Here is a 13,549-nt window from a genome sequence, read left to right as displayed (position 1 = left end):
GCTCACCCACTCCGGAAGTATTTGTGATACGGGAAATCGTCAATCACACGCGCCAACCCGGCCAAGATGCGGTTGCGGTTGGATTCGAGCGCCTTACGCAGAAAGAACGTCGGCGGTGTTGGCCCGAATTTCTTGTCGATATCGCCACGCGCCGCCAGCTCCTCCAAGTCGACACCGCGGAACGATCCACCTGAATAGCGCACCGTCCCGTCAATGCTCTTGTACTGCCCTCGGCCGCGGCCGACGATTACCCGCTTCCCCGTGGAGCGAAGCCGGTTCCAGGCTTCGGAGTTCATGTACGAAACAAGGCCGGGGTTTTGATCGCTTCCGGCCATCAGCGAACCTTTTCCGAATTGCTCCAGCCACGCCTGCCAATAATTCGCCGTAACCTCGCCTTCGATCATTTGACCGACCAGCACATTCATATGCCGCTGCAGATGCCGCCGAACTTCGGCATAATACTTGACGTTGGACTTCGCCGTCTCCATGACAAGCCCGGTCAGCCCGGCAATTTCCGTGGAGAGTTTGCGCTCCAAGTCGCGCGCCGCCCGATCGGCGTCGTATCCGGCGATAATATGCGTAATCATCGCATATCCTCGGCAAGCTGCACGAACAAGAGATTCGGGTAACGCATCTTGTCGACTGACGCGACTTCGTAATTTCGCCCGCCCATGACAACCCGATCCGCCTTGTATAAGCTCGGGTCTTGCGGATCGCGAACATCGACGGTCGCTTGCACGATCAGCGTGTAATGCGTCTGCGGCAATAGGCCGGGGTCGTGTTGCCGCAGGCTGGCCGTGACGTATTCGGCATAAGCCCGTTTGCTGGAAACGACGGTCGAAAAGGCTGGATCTTCGTCGTCCACTTGTCCATACCGCTGCACACTGAACAAGGCATTTGCCTTGACCATGCTGCAGTAGTTGTCTCCGTCGACTGTTTTGCGCAGTGCAGTCACCAGGTATGCGTCCTCAACCATGACAATCGCGCCCGTCACGACGACGGACGCGGAAGAGAACAATCCGTTGTATTCGGACTCCTTCCCGCGCTGCGATGTCGCCTTTTGCTCACGCGACAAAATAACGGCTTCGGCTGTGCCGTCGACGCTGCATGTGCGGTGTCGGTGCGAAAACTGCCAAAACATCAGCTTTTCGCCAGGAGTGCAGCGGAAAAGGTGATGTCAGCCGTATCTGCGGTCAGTGTCCATGTCAGCCGAATTTCCTCGCCGAACGTGGCCACTTTTACTGTCTGATTGCTGATGGATGTGGCCGCCGTCAGTGTGACGGAAGGGATATCCCGCCACTGACCGTTCACCTTTGTCTGCAGTTTGAACGTGACGGAAGCCGTTTTCGTCGGCTTCGGGTTAATGGCCGTCACATCGATGTCGAGCAGCGCCTCGCGGTAATCGCCGACGACCTGCGAAACTCCTTCGCCGCTGGCGACCTCTTGGCCGGATGCATGCAGGATGCATTCGCGCGTACTGGCGATGGATACGTACTGTTCGACGTATCCGGGTTTGATTCTGTCAGGCATGATTTACACCTCTCTTATCGGAATGAGCATTGCACGTAAGCAGCCAGCAAATCCGCCACATCAGGCGTAATCAGGCTGGTGCCAAAATATTCAATCGTGAAATCGAAATCTTTCTTCATTTTGACGTTTGTGTCATGCGTCGAAGATAGCTTGCCAACCAAGATGCCGCATGCCACTTTCACGCTTTCCGGGATAGGCGACCAGCCGCTTGTATATTCGATCTCCAATTCGCCGTATCTCGAACCGAAAGGAGAAAGGCCACACCAAACCGTCCCGATGGACATGTCGATGTCTACGGCATCCGCCGCCAGCTCCTCGAAAGGGGCGGGGCCGAAGAAAGTGCCCATTGGCCCCGCTGTCGGCCTGCCCTTGACCGATGTCACCGCGACGACCGGCCAATAGGAGACGTGCCCCCGCTGCCGATCCGACAGCGGAATACGCTCCTTGTAGGATTTAACCTCTATGGCCCGCTTGCAATATCCGTCAATAATGGCGGACGCGCGCAAAACAAGCGCGGCGGTTGGCGTCACGCCTGGCGGGAAGTAGGCGGCGGCGCTCCCGTCGACGTCTAAATACTGGCTCATCCGATTTTCGAAAGCGTTGGGCGCTCGATCTTACCAAAGGCGTGGGCGTAACCCGGGCCTTTGGCAACCGGCGCGCCATACTTGATACCGATGTATTTTTGCTGCAGGTCGCTGACGGTGCCAAGTTCGAACAGGTAGATGCCTTTTTTGCCGACATAATGGTATTCGATCATTCGCTCCGTCACGATGGCGATACCATAGTCAGTGTTGTCCGGACGGTCTTCATTTTCCTCCGACAGCATAAACGGCTCGGGGATGAGCGGAAGTTTACCGGCCGCGGTCAAAATCGCATTGCATTCAATGCCCGCCACAACCGTTTTGCTCAAGCTGCTGACTTGTGTCGAGTTGTTCGACGCTTCTCGTTCCTCTTCCTCAAGGTAGTACAAGGCGATCGGATCGATATAGATAGCGGACGGGCGAAGCAGGTATTTTTCACTGGCAATCATTGCAGCGACTTTTGCCCGAATCCCGGCAACGATCGAAGATGTCATGCCGACGCGGAATATGTTCGTGATTTGCTTGGCGATGCCGCGATATTCCAGCGTTGTCGGCGACGACAAACTCGTGTCGCTCCCCCTCCACAGCGCTTTGCCGTGAGTCAAGCCGACTGCGTTCAGCATGTCGTCAAGGTCTTTTGCTTGCAAGTCTTCGAAGTTCCCCTGCTGTTGCCCCAGGGTGACGTCATAGTGACCGAAATTCACCTGGTTGGTGATCGCCTTCACCTTCAAACTGTGCGGCGATCGCGCGTTGGTGACCGGCGTCGCGGAAGGACTCCGCGGGTTCACGAACTCACCGCCATTGATTTCGTTTTGCTCGTAATACGTCGAAAAGTCGCCGGTCGCCGGCGTATATTCCAGCCGTCCGTCGAGTACCGAATTCCGACGCAAAGCATCGGTGATTTCCCGCTGGAAATCATCCGTGATGAGCGCGCCCGGCGCTTGGAACTGCGCCGCCGCCTCCAACGAAACGAATTGTGCTGTGCCTACGCGGTTGCTCATGGATTAGTTTGCCTCCTTCTCGGCCAGTTGCCTGCGGGCCTTCAGTTTGAGTCCGATCGATTCGGTTGTGTCGAGTCCCATTTTGTCGACGGCGGCGCAAAAGGATGCATATTCCGTGCCGTCTTCCGTTTCACTGGAAACGCCAGCCTTGCCGAACTTCGAAAGCGTTTCGCCAGCAGCCACCGTCTTGCGCTTCGGCTCCTTGTTCGCCGCCTCCAGGGCAGCGAGTTTCTCTTCCGCCTTCTGGGCGCGTTCCTGTGCGAGTTGCAACTCCGTTTTTTGCTCCTGCTGTGCATTCCCTGCCTTGATTCCGGCGACATCGGTTTCGATGGTGCCGATTTTCGTCGTCAACGTCTGCATGCCCGCCGTAATGGTGGTCATGCCCTCGGTAACGCTCTTGATGGAGTCTTGCAGGGCTTTCAATTCTTCCGGTTTCATGTCGTTTTCGTCCTCCTTTTGATTTCGAGCCGCGAAGCTCGTTTGCTTGAAGGCGGCAGCTTCAGCGAAAAGAATCGCCGCGCCTGTGCCGCAAAATTCGATCACGTCGAGCAAATCCTCCATATCGACGGCATCTTGTACGGCCGCATCCATTTCGAGCGAAGCGCCGAACTGATATTCGGACCAGTTGTATTCCGCCGCCAGGCCGTTGTAGTAGCGGATCGTCGCCACGACATCGGGAAAGTCCTTGCCGTAGATGTAGCCTTCGATCCATGCCATACCGTCCAAGGAACGATACGCCTTATCGATGACCGCCACTTTAAAACGCGGATCGTGATCGGCCATGCCATTCGCATAGTCGATATTCAGCGCCATGCCAACGAACGTCTGCAGATACTTGTCGCAGACGCTGGAGGAAATGCGAATTTTTTTGCCGCCTGCTCCACCAGGCGGACCGTCACTCGGAACGTCGACCGCAAACAGCGCGCATTTGAACGGCACTTTGTTCGGATGCGTGCCGGTATCGGAAAGGCTGAAATGCTTGACTGGCATTGCGCTATTGCCCAATTTGAGTTTTGCGAGTATGGTACTCACCCCCTTTCTGCGCAAAATAAAAACTCCATCATCCGGCGTCTTCGTCGCCCTTGTCGGGCGGTTTGCCTTTCGCCACTTCGGCGGCTGCATCGGCTTCTTGCTGCAATTGTTCTATCGTTTTGTTGATGTTGATGGCCTTGTTTTTAGACGGCAGCAGGATTGTTTGTCCGTGCCCGTTCGGGAGCGCGTCCTTCCCACGGTTGTCCCGTACTTCGTCGATGGTGTCCACGCCGCGGTCCAGGTAAATTGCGTCGATATCCGCTTGCGCCCTTTGGTCCTTTAACGATGTTGCGTACAGGAACTTGAATTCGATTTTTCCGCCGAGTTTGAAAATGCCTTCGATGATTTGCCGGTTGATGTGCTCGACGATGTTTTCCGCAACCGAAAATACCGTTGAGTCCGTGTCTTCGTCCTCGCTGTCAGCGGTGTTGCGGTTCACATCCTTCGTTTGGCCGAGCTTCTTCGGTGAAACCCCGAAGGCAATGGCGACGATTTCGATCAGGAATCGCTGCCAGCCAATAAAGAGCGCGCTATCGTCGTTCGCGCCAAGCCGCAGCACGTTAGGACTCTTCCCGCCGATGATCGGGGTCACCCCTTGGCCGCGAACCTCGTTTTCCCAGTAAGCGCGGTACGCCTTCACGTCATTGGCGGTGGCCCCTTCTCCGATGTTCAACACATCCCGCGGGCTTGGGTTTCCTGCTTCCTTGCCCGCTGTCCGGTGCGTGTAGATAAAGTTATTGACCGATTCCCACACGGTTTCGAGCGGCGACAAGCCGAACGGCGTGTTTGTCCTCGGGTTCATTCGGATATACATCATCTCGCTATCCGTCAGCGCGACCAACTTCCCGTTCTGCCGCTGGGCATACCGGTCCGAATCGGAACGTCCGTCCCAGTACGGGAATAATTCAATCGAAAATGTATCGGTCGGGTACATACGAAACGGCCGTTGCGGGTCGCCCGCGGCAATCACTTCCGATGATCCAGCACTCGCAACGAGCATATCCTCGACGATTTGCTCCAGCCACGTACGAAACGAATCGCCTGGATTCGGGCGAAGCAGCGCGTTGGTGATGACCTCGCAAACGTTTTGGAACGCTTTTGCCTGGCTCTTGTCGACGGCGGTCACGGTCCAGTTCAGTTTGGTGATGCCGTCTTTGATGATGTTGATGGCCCGCCGCGGGATCGGCGACTCGGAAAGCAGGCGCATATTGGCCGGCGACTTCTTCGGGGCGGATTGTTTATTGCCCGAATAGTTGCGGCCATACGCATACGGGAATGGCTCCGTCATGCGCTCCGGTTCTTTCCTTGGTCGACCCGCTTCCAGCCATGTCAGTACCCATGACCTTAATCCCACCTTCATTCCTCCTTTCCCAGTGATTAACCGAATGCGAAATCGGACTTCACTTCCACGTCCGCAAATGCCAACACAAAAGCGTCGGCTCGGTCCGGTGACGGCAGCCCACGCTTTTTCATATCCTTTTTGCTTTCGAGGTATATACGCCCATTGCTGCCCATGCGCCATTTGCGCGTGGTGAGCTGGGCGATAAGCTTCTCATCATCCGGCATTTCGATGACGCCGGGCTGGCCGAGAATGAAATTTGTCATGTTGGTTTCGAGCAACTCTTTCACGTCGCCCCACAACTTAGAGCCATGGTTGCCATAATACTCGTCATCAGTTGCGCCGCCGTTATGGACGGGGATGATGATGTATCCGAGGTTGCGCTCGTCGTTGATTTCGTTCAGCCGGTCCGTCACGCCGCCGCCGACACCGTCATCATCGATGCGGATTTCGACTTCGGTCACGTCATGTTCCCGCTTCGCATCGTCGATTACGCGGAGCACCCATCCCGCTGTCGTCATGGTGTCCTGCTTGTGGTGGTGCTTCTCGCCGACCCGCTTCCCGCCGATCCGCGCATAGATGCTCGTTTCGTCGTCTCCGAATCGCGCCACATCAACACCGACGAACAGCTTGTATCCTACCGGCTGGACGCGAACCTCCTTCGCAAACTCCGCCGTTTCCAACGCGATAAACGCATCGGATTCGCCGCGGGGAAAATCACCTTTCACGCGAACACGGAACACGTCGCTGTCTTCTCCGTACTTCCGCTTGAGCATTTCGATATTTTCCTTGCTGGTGCGCGGGCTGTCCAAACAGGAAACCTTATGCGTCTTATAGTCGGCGCGGTCCCGGTTGTGTGATTCATAGAACACGCCGGAGGTTCGCGTTGGGTTGCCACACATCAACAGTTTGTTATCCGGACCGGATAGTGTGCCGAGAATGGCTTCAAGGATTCGATCCTCTACGCCAGACGCTTCGTCCACGATGAACAGCATGTGTTCTTCGTGAAACCCCTGCATGTTCTCGGGCTTCACGGCCGTCCTGGCTGTCGCGAACCATCGATCTTCATGTCCTACCATGTATACCTTCGTTTTGCGCCATGTCAGGATTTTTTTGATGATTGAGCTTTCAAGCCATTTCGCAACCTCGGCCCAAAGCACGTCATTAAGCTGCGGCATCGTCGGGGCCGTGCAAACGACGCGGCAATTCGGACGACAGCACAAAAACCATAGGACGAGCACGGATTCGAATCCCGTCTTTCCGACACCTTGGCCGGATCGTACACTCGTTAGCCGGTAACGCGCTACATCCATCATAGCTGCGGCTTGCCACTCGTCCGGCGTGAAGCCGATCAGGTCGATTGCAAATGAAACGGGGTCGTCCCAATAGACGTCGATCAGGTCGACGAGTGCCGACGTGACGCTATTCTTTTTTTTCATTTGCCTTGTTCACCGCCTTGCGCCGTTCCGCCGCTTCCTTCAACGCGCCAACCCAATCTTCGGCCTCGTTCTTATTGCTGTCGCCTTTGATCTTCGCGATTTCCGCCTTTGTCTTTTCGGCTTGGAGTTGCATATACTCCAGCTTAGCACGGCGTTCGTCGTTATCAGGGGCGGCGGATAGAAACTCGCGGATCGCCGAACGAAGTTCACGGGAAGCGACGGCAAATGTTTTAATGTCGGTCGCCTGCTTGTCATTCGCGTGTTGAAGTTCGTATTCGCGCTCCGTCGTGGTGTCGCTGTCCTTCGTGCGTTTCAGGACCTTGGTCATGTCGTCCTTGTCGCTGACAAATGTAATTCGATGTGCCCACATCATCTTCGAGAAGGCTACTTCAACGCTAAACCACATCATATCCAGCGGGTCCATCTCCTGCGCCATCCGAAGAAGTTCCTGGAATTCCTCGTTTTGCGGCATGAACTTGCTGTAAAGTCCATGCTTGAGGCCATTCTGATTTCCTTGGGGTGCGCCGCCATTGTTGCCGACCGCGTTCTTGTTCCCTTTCTGCGCGCCGCGCGGGCGCTTGGCCGGAATTTCATCCCACTTGTCGAGGAACTTCCACTTGCGTATTAGAACGTCCGAAACGCCGAGTTCGTCTCCAATTTCGTAAAGCTTCTTGGTTCGGCCGCTCTTTAACCATATTTGAAGGGCCGCCGCCCGGTTGTTGCTGCGTGGTCGTGACATCGCATTTCACCACCCCCTTATAAGGATTTGAGTTGAGTGGAACGCTCCGATGATTTTTCGGGCGAGCGTTACCAATGAAAAGACTTAAAATCGACGATGATGACGCCATTAAAATACTGGAATCCTCTTCCTAATTCACCACAACAACTGTAAAACGAGTGAACCATAATCATTGTTGTGTTGCACTCGCCAGAATGCCGAAAAGCCGCGTCAAATATGGGTTTTTGGCGATCCCGGAAAGCGAGTGAACAAAGCATGTTATTGTGATGCACTCAAATTCAACTAAGCTTCGAAATGGCCTCGTCCATCATGTCTTGCGTCATGCCGATATAGTCCAAAGTGTACCCTGGATCGCGGTGTCCGAACATTTTCATTAGTAACGAAAGGACGACCGCTGATTCGCTTGGCTTCGCATTTTTTACGAGCTGGTAGCCCCACGTTTTCCGCATGGTGTGCGTTCCGACACTGTTCAGCCGAAATTCCTTTGCCGCACGGTTAAGCATCCGGTAAGCGGTGCTGCGGTGAATCGGTTGGTTGCGAATCGGTTCATTTTTCTTGATTTGTCGGCTGGGGAATAAATATTCGTCGTCGCCTTTGTCGGCAATGTAATCATCCAGTTCGGCGCGAATGCTCGGATGGATGATGAACATTTTGTCATGAATGTTTTTTCGCTCGGTCATTTTAACGTGCTTTCCGCGCACCATACCGACACGAAGCTCCAGCAAGTCGGATACCCGTAAGCCGCTATAAATGCCGAAGCAGAATAGAAGATAATTCCTCAAGCTGCGCAGCTTCAAATACTGTTTAAACCCGTCGATTACAGCTTGGTCACGGATCGGTTGAACGACTTTCATCCATGCTCACCGCCGTTCGTATGCATCGCTGTTTGCTGCAGAATTGAGAAGAACCTTCCCACTTGCCCCATACGCAGCCGCGGCATAGTGCGGGCTGTTTGGGGTCGAGAACGAATTTATGGCGCCGCGGCTGGTATCCCTTTACTCTTTGCATTGGAAGACTCATATCGTCGCCCCCAGGCACGAAAAAAGAACAGCCGTTTGGCTGCTCTCTTGAAATTGTTTCGATGATATAAATATAGCAGGGATTTTGCAAAGAAATCGGACGCAGAGCGGACATAGAACGGACATGGAGCGGACATTATTTTTCATCAATTTTCCACATTTTTCTTGTAGGATAGCATTGGCAATTGTAATATATGATTAACTATGCAATCGGGGTGTTTACCATGAAAAAGAAACTTCAAGTTTTTGTTTCGTCAACGTTTGAAGATTTGAAAGAAGAAAGACAAGTTGCTGTTCAAGCAATTTTAAATTCTGGTCACATTCCTGCCGGAATGGAATTGTTCACAGCAGGAGATGAAACCCAAAAAGAAATAATAATGAGATGGATTGAAGAGTCCGATGTATATTTATTAATTTTAGGAGGGAGATATGGATCTATTGATAAAACGACAAATAAAAGCTATACACATTGGGAGTATGAATATGCCGGCAAAATTAAAAAGCCTCGTTTCGCAATCGTAATTGACGAAAATGCGCTTAATGAAAAAATAAAAAAATATGGGGTTTCGGTGTGGGAAACAGAGAATCTCGACAAATACAAGGAATTCAGGAATCTTGTGCTGGAGAAGATTTGTAAATTTTATACGGATACAAGGGATATCCAGCTTGCAATTCATCAAAAAATGGCAGAATACGAAAAAGATGAAAAACTTACTGGCTGGGTCAATTCCAAAGATGTACCAAATGTGGGCTCATTAATCAAACAAATCGATAAACTGACCAAAGAGAATGCGAAACTTATAAGTTCTTCCGAATCGAAGAAGAAAAATCTCGAGTTCCACGACGGATATTCCTTTGAGGAATTATGCAAAAAACTGAACGACATTAAAATTAATATCCCGGGTTCAATATCTTCGGATGGAAAATCTATTACAGTGGATTTATTAGGTCTTTATGTAAGTAATCAAAACTTATATGCGACAGGTATAACAAATCATAATGATTCGAATAAAAAAGTCGAGTTCCTCTTTTATACCTTGGCTCCGAAATTGTTGACGTTTGGATTATTAGAAAAAGTGGGATTGCCAGGTGGAACTTATCAAAGAATACAAAATTCAAGTCTTGGAAATCGTTTTTTGGCTAAGATAATGATGTCGGTAGACGATGTGGAGCAATTAAACAAAATTCTTCGTCCTTCCTAAAGGATTTCTGATTCTCCCCCTGGGAGCCGTTAGGCTCCCTTTTTTTGTTCACTCTTAGTCCCAAAGCGTCGTAGCTACTTGTGTTATACGGTCCCAGTTCTTTACTTCTCGCCATCCAAGAAACGGATGGTAGTAGTGGACGTCGGCCCACTTCCGGCCTTCGCCGATCAGGCGCATATTACTAGCCATATATCGGCGACCGTGGATTTCTGTTTCGCGGGCGAAACTGACTTTTAAACAAGTCCGGTTGTTGTCCTCGATCCGCCCGATATTCAATGTTTGACCAGCGAAGTAGACACGAGCTTCATCTTCTGTGCCGTTGAAGCTTGTCGTTATCATGTTCCCATCGTCGTAATGGCATTGAACCGTTATCACCCAGTATATCCTCCCTAGGGAGCCGTTAGGCTCCCGTGATTATTTTTTCAGCCCACAATACCATACCGTCGAAGGAGGTAAAACCTCCAGCGTCAAGTATCGACTGTAGAGCTTTCCTTCCGCCGACTGGGATATACGGGCCTTTGTCGCCCTTAAATCCAACATATGAGCCGTCAGCGTTTTGGAACGTCCAGCCTTTGGGCTTGATGTAGCCGCCCGGTACTTGGAACAATTTCGATCCGTCCAGTTTAACGATTTTCAAGGTGGTTACCTCCCTGCCCTTCTGGGCTACTATTTGCGAAATGTTCTGACCAGCGACGCGACCGATAGCGCCAACGCCGCCAAGCTGACGATCCAAATTGCTGTTCCCATGTCGCACCTCCGTTTATTTTTTCAACCTACTATGATAAGATTGGGGGAGAAGGCCGGGTCGTGACCGACCTTCTCGGGAACCTATTTACGTTTGCCTGCCCGGCTGCGTTTGGTTCCTTTTTTCTTGCCCTTACGTTCCATCAGCATCTTGGCTGCTACAATCAACTGTATGATGGCCGTAAGTAGCTGAACCCAATCTCGCATTGTATCACCTCTCTTTCTATCTCTATTTTACATGCTTTTAAATGCTTTGTAAATAGTTATTTTGAATATTGCTAAATATTTTTAAATGCTGTAATATTGCATATAAAGGAGCGTGTTCGTTATGGCCGGCCGTCCCAAGAAAGATGATAAGAAGATTCGCGAAGCTATTTATTTCGAACCGGAACTGCTGCAATGGTTGCAAGAGAAGGCCGAGAAGCAGAAGACGACCGTTAGCGTCATCGTGAACATTTTGACTGAGGAAGCGAAGAATGCCGAGAGCCTACCCGCTAAGGGATAGGCTCTCTTTTCATTCGCGAAGCTTCACCAGACCCAGGATGCCGGCAAGCCGGAAAAGTGCGATGGATTTATAGCGGCGATATTGCCGATCCGAATAGCCGATGTCCTGGGCAACTGTGAAATCCATGACGTTGTCGTCTTCCATGTACTTCTTGCGGATCAACTCTTGCTGCCGGCTCCCCAACCGGGCAATGGCTCTTTCCGCCCTCTCGACATGGCGGCGGCGGCGTTCCGGTTCGTCGACGTTCTGGATTGCGATCCGCTCGACCGGTTTGCTGATGTCGTAGGGCGACCCGTACCGGGGTTCAAATCCCGCGGTAATCTTCTGCTCCAGCGGGATATATTCCGTTACTTTGTATTCCCTTGCCTGAAGCAGATATTTTTCTACTGCGTTTTTGGTGGCCTCTTCATCCACTGGGTAGATGTCAAAAGTCAATCGAAGCGCTTTCCCCATATTCCCCTCACCATCCCTATATGATATACTGGTGATGAGAACATTAATTCGGTAACCCCCGGTGCCCTATCCCCATAGGCCGGGGGTTTTGTTCTACTTGCGAACGTCTCCGATATCAGGTTCCAACATGCGGAGAAAGCGAATGGCATCTGCCGGGGTTCCCCCACCATTCAAAATTCGAAAACGGAAATCGTCGCCGATCGGACCCCATACGATGAACTTGCCATTTTCATAGTCGTCGGCATATGCACCGTTTAGCGCGGTCGCCAGTATGCAAAACGTCCCTTCGCTATCGCTGGCGCTGCCTATTTCTTCTTCGGATACGCCAACATCGATCAGTTTTTGGCGGTTTACCGGATTGTCTGCCACTAAGATGTACGCGTCTTCTCCGCCTTGCCGTTCGATGACTTCCAGACTATTCAGCACGTCACAAATAGCTTGTCTGTTCATTGGGCTGTTTCCCCCTTCGGGTCAAATGGTCCGATATCTTCGCCATAGCTGCCTTTGTAGACTTCCCGGTCATGATCCCAGCAATAACGGCACATCTTGCCGCCGTTCCGGTCATAATCGAAAATGTGAGGGTTTCGCAATTCCTCCCGATCTTCTCCACACCATGCACAGGTTTCAACCATTCCCCAATGGCCGTGATGTTTGAGAATGTCGATTACTTCATCCGCATACGGCTCGTCGGTGTTAATGACCAAATATTGATTTACTGGCGATTTCCCTTGTTTGATTCGGATTTCTTGGATTGCTTCCCCGATATGCCCGAGAGCTACCTTTTCGTGATGGGTAAGCTGTTCGACGTCCGATATCTTCATAACTACGAATTTGTGTTCAATACCAGCGGTATTAGCCATTTAAGATCCCCCTTTCGTTGTCTCTGATGTGGATAGGGCTTCGCGCAACTGGCCGATTACCTTTTCGATCGTGTTCGCCGGATCGTCGTCCATCTGCATGCATTCCCAGATAGATATGGCTTCGGTAATGTCGTCCCGCAATTGGTCGTTCTTTACCTGGATGTCATTCCGTTCGACAATGGCATCCGCTGCCCTCATTTCGGCATCGTCATATGATTCTTGTAATATATTTCGATCTTCGGTCAGTTCTGCAATGAGCCTATCTTTCGCTTCCACTTCCCATTGCAGCCGTTCGTTCGCTTCGACCAGTTGGTTCAGCCACATAGGCGCATTGGCGATAAGATGGGCATTAGCTTCGGCATTAGGTTGTACCACCAACCGGCATATTCCGGTATTGTTGATGCTCTGCCACACCTCGAACGTCTTCCCGTCAATAAACTTCACGGTGGACCACGGTCCAATTTCTGCCTTATCCAGCGCTTCCTTGATCTGCTCGATCATTCCCGCCACCCTTTCGCTTTTTCGTCGTGATGCACAACTAACCTTCCAATTCTTCCGGCGTCATCGGGCGCTCAAAAGAGCAATCGTCGTTCGGACAAGATGCCTTTCCACCCCAGTAATCCAAGTCAGCGCCACATTTCGGGCATTCTTGTTCAATGGCCCCATCTTGCTGGCCGAAGTATTCGGCAACTTCGTCGATGTCGTCCGTTATGAAGTCGGCGAAACCGTACATAACATCAAACTCGCCATTCGGGAAATCTTCCTGATAGATGACAAGGTGTTTGCCCCGCCCCTTTGCATATCCGGCTTCCAAGTGTGCAGATTTACCTGCCGGCAGGATCAGAAGCACGGCTTCCGCCCAATCAAGCCATTTCCTATCCTCGTTAAATGCTTGGTTGACTGGCGGGAAATTGAAAATAGTGATTGCGTTATGTTCGGACAGATTCGCCGGAAGTAGATCGAAACTGAATACGAACCGTCCCGCTGATGTATCGCAGAATGCGTCGACCTCGTGCCCTTCTGCCTCCAAAATATCCTTAACGCCTTTCACCAGCTCGGCATTCTTCCACGATGACGCAAGATAAATTTTCATGGTTCCATCATC

General features: G+C 51.8%; 19 protein-coding genes. 2 read left to right on the top strand and 17 right to left on the bottom strand.

Annotated elements, in window-relative coordinates; all coding sequences use genetic code 11:
• Positions 1-2: 2 nt before the first annotated feature.
• The 10 genes from EXY20_RS14155 to EXY20_RS14110 all read right to left on the bottom strand — a co-directional run bounded on the left by EXY20_RS14155 (position 3) and on the right by EXY20_RS14110 (position 8,515).
• Positions 3-587, bottom strand: coding sequence for a hypothetical protein (locus EXY20_RS14155; RefSeq protein ID WP_235885891.1), 585 nt, complete (start codon positions 585-587; stop codon positions 3-5).
• Entirely contained in the window at positions 584-1,141 is a 558-nt protein-coding gene (locus EXY20_RS14150) for a hypothetical protein (protein ID WP_135552102.1), read from the bottom strand. Before EXY20_RS14150 ends, EXY20_RS14155 begins: the two co-directional genes overlap by 4 nt.
• Positions 1,141-1,530, bottom strand: coding sequence for a hypothetical protein (locus EXY20_RS14145; protein WP_135552100.1), 390 nt, complete (start codon positions 1,528-1,530; stop codon positions 1,141-1,143). Before EXY20_RS14145 ends, EXY20_RS14150 begins: the two co-directional genes overlap by 1 nt.
• A gap of 14 nt (positions 1,531-1,544) precedes the next feature.
• Positions 1,545-2,114, bottom strand: coding sequence for a hypothetical protein (locus tag EXY20_RS14140; RefSeq protein ID WP_135552098.1), 570 nt, complete (start codon positions 2,112-2,114; stop codon positions 1,545-1,547).
• Positions 2,111-3,076 (bottom strand): hypothetical protein, encoded by a 966-nt coding sequence (locus EXY20_RS14135; RefSeq protein WP_235885889.1) that lies wholly within the window; start codon positions 3,074-3,076, stop codon positions 2,111-2,113. The genes EXY20_RS14140 and EXY20_RS14135 overlap by 4 nt, the downstream gene beginning before the upstream one ends.
• A gap of 39 nt (positions 3,077-3,115) precedes the next feature.
• Entirely contained in the window at positions 3,116-3,925 is an 810-nt protein-coding gene (locus tag EXY20_RS14130) for a 3-oxoacyl-ACP reductase (RefSeq protein ID WP_235885887.1), read from the bottom strand.
• A 247-nt stretch (positions 3,926-4,172) separates the two neighbouring features.
• The gene (locus EXY20_RS14125) at positions 4,173-5,498 is read right to left on the bottom strand and encodes a phage portal protein (protein ID WP_135552094.1); all 1,326 of its coding nucleotides are present in this window, start codon (positions 5,496-5,498) and stop codon (positions 4,173-4,175) included.
• Positions 5,499-5,521: 23 nt separating this feature from the next.
• Positions 5,522-6,922 (bottom strand): DEAD/DEAH box helicase family protein, encoded by a 1,401-nt coding sequence (locus EXY20_RS14120; protein ID WP_135552092.1) that lies wholly within the window; start codon positions 6,920-6,922, stop codon positions 5,522-5,524.
• Positions 6,906-7,661: a phage terminase small subunit gene (gene terS, locus EXY20_RS14115; RefSeq protein WP_135552090.1), complete on the bottom strand. Its 756-nt coding sequence runs from the start codon at positions 7,659-7,661 to the stop codon at positions 6,906-6,908. Before terS ends, EXY20_RS14120 begins: the two co-directional genes overlap by 17 nt.
• Positions 7,662-7,939: 278 nt before the next feature.
• Positions 7,940-8,515: a tyrosine-type recombinase/integrase gene (locus tag EXY20_RS14110; protein WP_135552088.1), complete on the bottom strand. Its 576-nt coding sequence runs from the start codon at positions 8,513-8,515 to the stop codon at positions 7,940-7,942.
• Positions 8,516-8,904: 389 nt separating this feature from the next.
• Between EXY20_RS14110 and EXY20_RS14100 the strand changes: the two genes are divergently transcribed.
• The gene (locus EXY20_RS14100) at positions 8,905-9,882 is read left to right on the top strand and encodes a DUF4062 domain-containing protein (RefSeq protein WP_135552086.1); all 978 of its coding nucleotides are present in this window, start codon (positions 8,905-8,907) and stop codon (positions 9,880-9,882) included.
• Between the two features lie 54 nt (positions 9,883-9,936).
• Here EXY20_RS14100 and EXY20_RS14095 read toward each other — a convergent pair whose 3' ends face one another.
• Both EXY20_RS14095 and EXY20_RS14090 read right to left on the bottom strand, forming a co-directional pair.
• A complete protein-coding gene (locus EXY20_RS14095) occupies positions 9,937-10,257 on the bottom strand; it encodes a hypothetical protein (protein ID WP_135552084.1) in 321 nt (106 codons plus the stop codon).
• 25 nt (positions 10,258-10,282) lie between these two features.
• Positions 10,283-10,519, bottom strand: a complete 237-nt coding sequence (locus EXY20_RS14090; protein WP_135552082.1) for a 3-isopropylmalate dehydratase — start codon at positions 10,517-10,519, stop codon at positions 10,283-10,285.
• A gap of 435 nt (positions 10,520-10,954) precedes the next feature.
• Between EXY20_RS14090 and EXY20_RS14085 the strand changes: the two genes are divergently transcribed.
• Positions 10,955-11,131, top strand: a complete 177-nt coding sequence (locus tag EXY20_RS14085) for a CopG family transcriptional regulator (RefSeq protein WP_135552080.1) — start codon at positions 10,955-10,957, stop codon at positions 11,129-11,131.
• A 9-nt stretch (positions 11,132-11,140) separates the two neighbouring features.
• On the opposite strand, the gene EXY20_RS14080 is transcribed toward EXY20_RS14085, so the two are convergent.
• The 5 genes from EXY20_RS14080 to EXY20_RS14060 all read right to left on the bottom strand — a co-directional run bounded on the left by EXY20_RS14080 (position 11,141) and on the right by EXY20_RS14060 (position 13,537).
• Entirely contained in the window at positions 11,141-11,584 is a 444-nt protein-coding gene (locus EXY20_RS14080) for an ArpU family phage packaging/lysis transcriptional regulator (protein WP_135552078.1), read from the bottom strand.
• 93 nt (positions 11,585-11,677) lie between these two features.
• Positions 11,678-12,034 (bottom strand): hypothetical protein, encoded by a 357-nt coding sequence (locus EXY20_RS14075; protein WP_135552076.1) that lies wholly within the window; start codon positions 12,032-12,034, stop codon positions 11,678-11,680.
• Complete coding sequence (locus EXY20_RS14070) at positions 12,031-12,444, bottom strand: hypothetical protein (protein WP_135552074.1); 414 nt, start codon at positions 12,442-12,444, stop codon at positions 12,031-12,033. Before EXY20_RS14070 ends, EXY20_RS14075 begins: the two co-directional genes overlap by 4 nt.
• Positions 12,445-12,945, bottom strand: a complete 501-nt coding sequence (locus tag EXY20_RS14065) for a hypothetical protein (RefSeq protein WP_135552072.1) — start codon at positions 12,943-12,945, stop codon at positions 12,445-12,447.
• A gap of 37 nt (positions 12,946-12,982) precedes the next feature.
• Positions 12,983-13,537 carry a hypothetical protein gene (locus EXY20_RS14060; RefSeq protein ID WP_207671272.1) on the bottom strand — a complete coding sequence of 185 codons (555 nt, stop codon included), beginning with the start codon at positions 13,535-13,537 and terminating at the stop codon, positions 12,983-12,985.
• Between the last annotated feature and the right edge of the window lie 12 nt (positions 13,538-13,549).

The sequence above is a fragment of the Paenibacillus cymbidii genome, assembly GCF_004764705.1.
Taxonomy (GTDB): domain Bacteria; phylum Bacillota; class Bacilli; order Paenibacillales; family NBRC-103111; genus Paenibacillus_AN; species Paenibacillus_AN cymbidii.
This window is presented reverse-complemented; position numbering and strand designations above follow the sequence as displayed.

Bases quoted from the DNA above. Each gene is read 5' to 3' on its own strand.
- EXY20_RS14155 (WP_235885891.1), bottom strand. From the start codon at position 587: ATGATTACGCATATTATCGCCGGATACGACGCCGATCGGGCGGCGCGC.
- EXY20_RS14150 (WP_135552102.1), bottom strand. From the start codon at position 1,141: ATGTTTTGGCAGTTTTCGCACCGACACCGCACATGCAGCGTCGACGGC.
- EXY20_RS14145 (WP_135552100.1), bottom strand. From the start codon at position 1,530: ATGCCTGACAGAATCAAACCCGGATACGTCGAACAGTACGTATCCATC.
- EXY20_RS14140 (WP_135552098.1), bottom strand. From the start codon at position 2,114: ATGAGCCAGTATTTAGACGTCGACGGGAGCGCCGCCGCCTACTTCCCG.
- EXY20_RS14130 (WP_235885887.1), bottom strand. From the start codon at position 3,925: ATGGCGCTGAATATCGACTATGCGAATGGCATGGCCGATCACGATCCG.
- EXY20_RS14120 (WP_135552092.1), bottom strand. From the start codon at position 6,922: ATGAAAAAAAAGAATAGCGTCACGTCGGCACTCGTCGACCTGATCGAC.
- terS (WP_135552090.1), bottom strand. From the start codon at position 7,661: ATGTCACGACCACGCAGCAACAACCGGGCGGCGGCCCTTCAAATATGG.
- EXY20_RS14110 (WP_135552088.1), bottom strand. From the start codon at position 8,515: ATGAAAGTCGTTCAACCGATCCGTGACCAAGCTGTAATCGACGGGTTT.
- EXY20_RS14100 (WP_135552086.1), top strand. From the start codon at position 8,905: ATGAAAAAGAAACTTCAAGTTTTTGTTTCGTCAACGTTTGAAGATTTG.
- EXY20_RS14085 (WP_135552080.1), top strand. From the start codon at position 10,955: ATGGCCGGCCGTCCCAAGAAAGATGATAAGAAGATTCGCGAAGCTATT.
- EXY20_RS14080 (WP_135552078.1), bottom strand. From the start codon at position 11,584: ATGGGGAAAGCGCTTCGATTGACTTTTGACATCTACCCAGTGGATGAA.
- EXY20_RS14075 (WP_135552076.1), bottom strand. From the start codon at position 12,034: ATGAACAGACAAGCTATTTGTGACGTGCTGAATAGTCTGGAAGTCATC.
- EXY20_RS14070 (WP_135552074.1), bottom strand. From the start codon at position 12,444: ATGGCTAATACCGCTGGTATTGAACACAAATTCGTAGTTATGAAGATA.
- EXY20_RS14065 (WP_135552072.1), bottom strand. From the start codon at position 12,945: ATGATCGAGCAGATCAAGGAAGCGCTGGATAAGGCAGAAATTGGACCG.
- EXY20_RS14060 (WP_207671272.1), bottom strand. From the start codon at position 13,537: ATGAAAATTTATCTTGCGTCATCGTGGAAGAATGCCGAGCTGGTGAAA.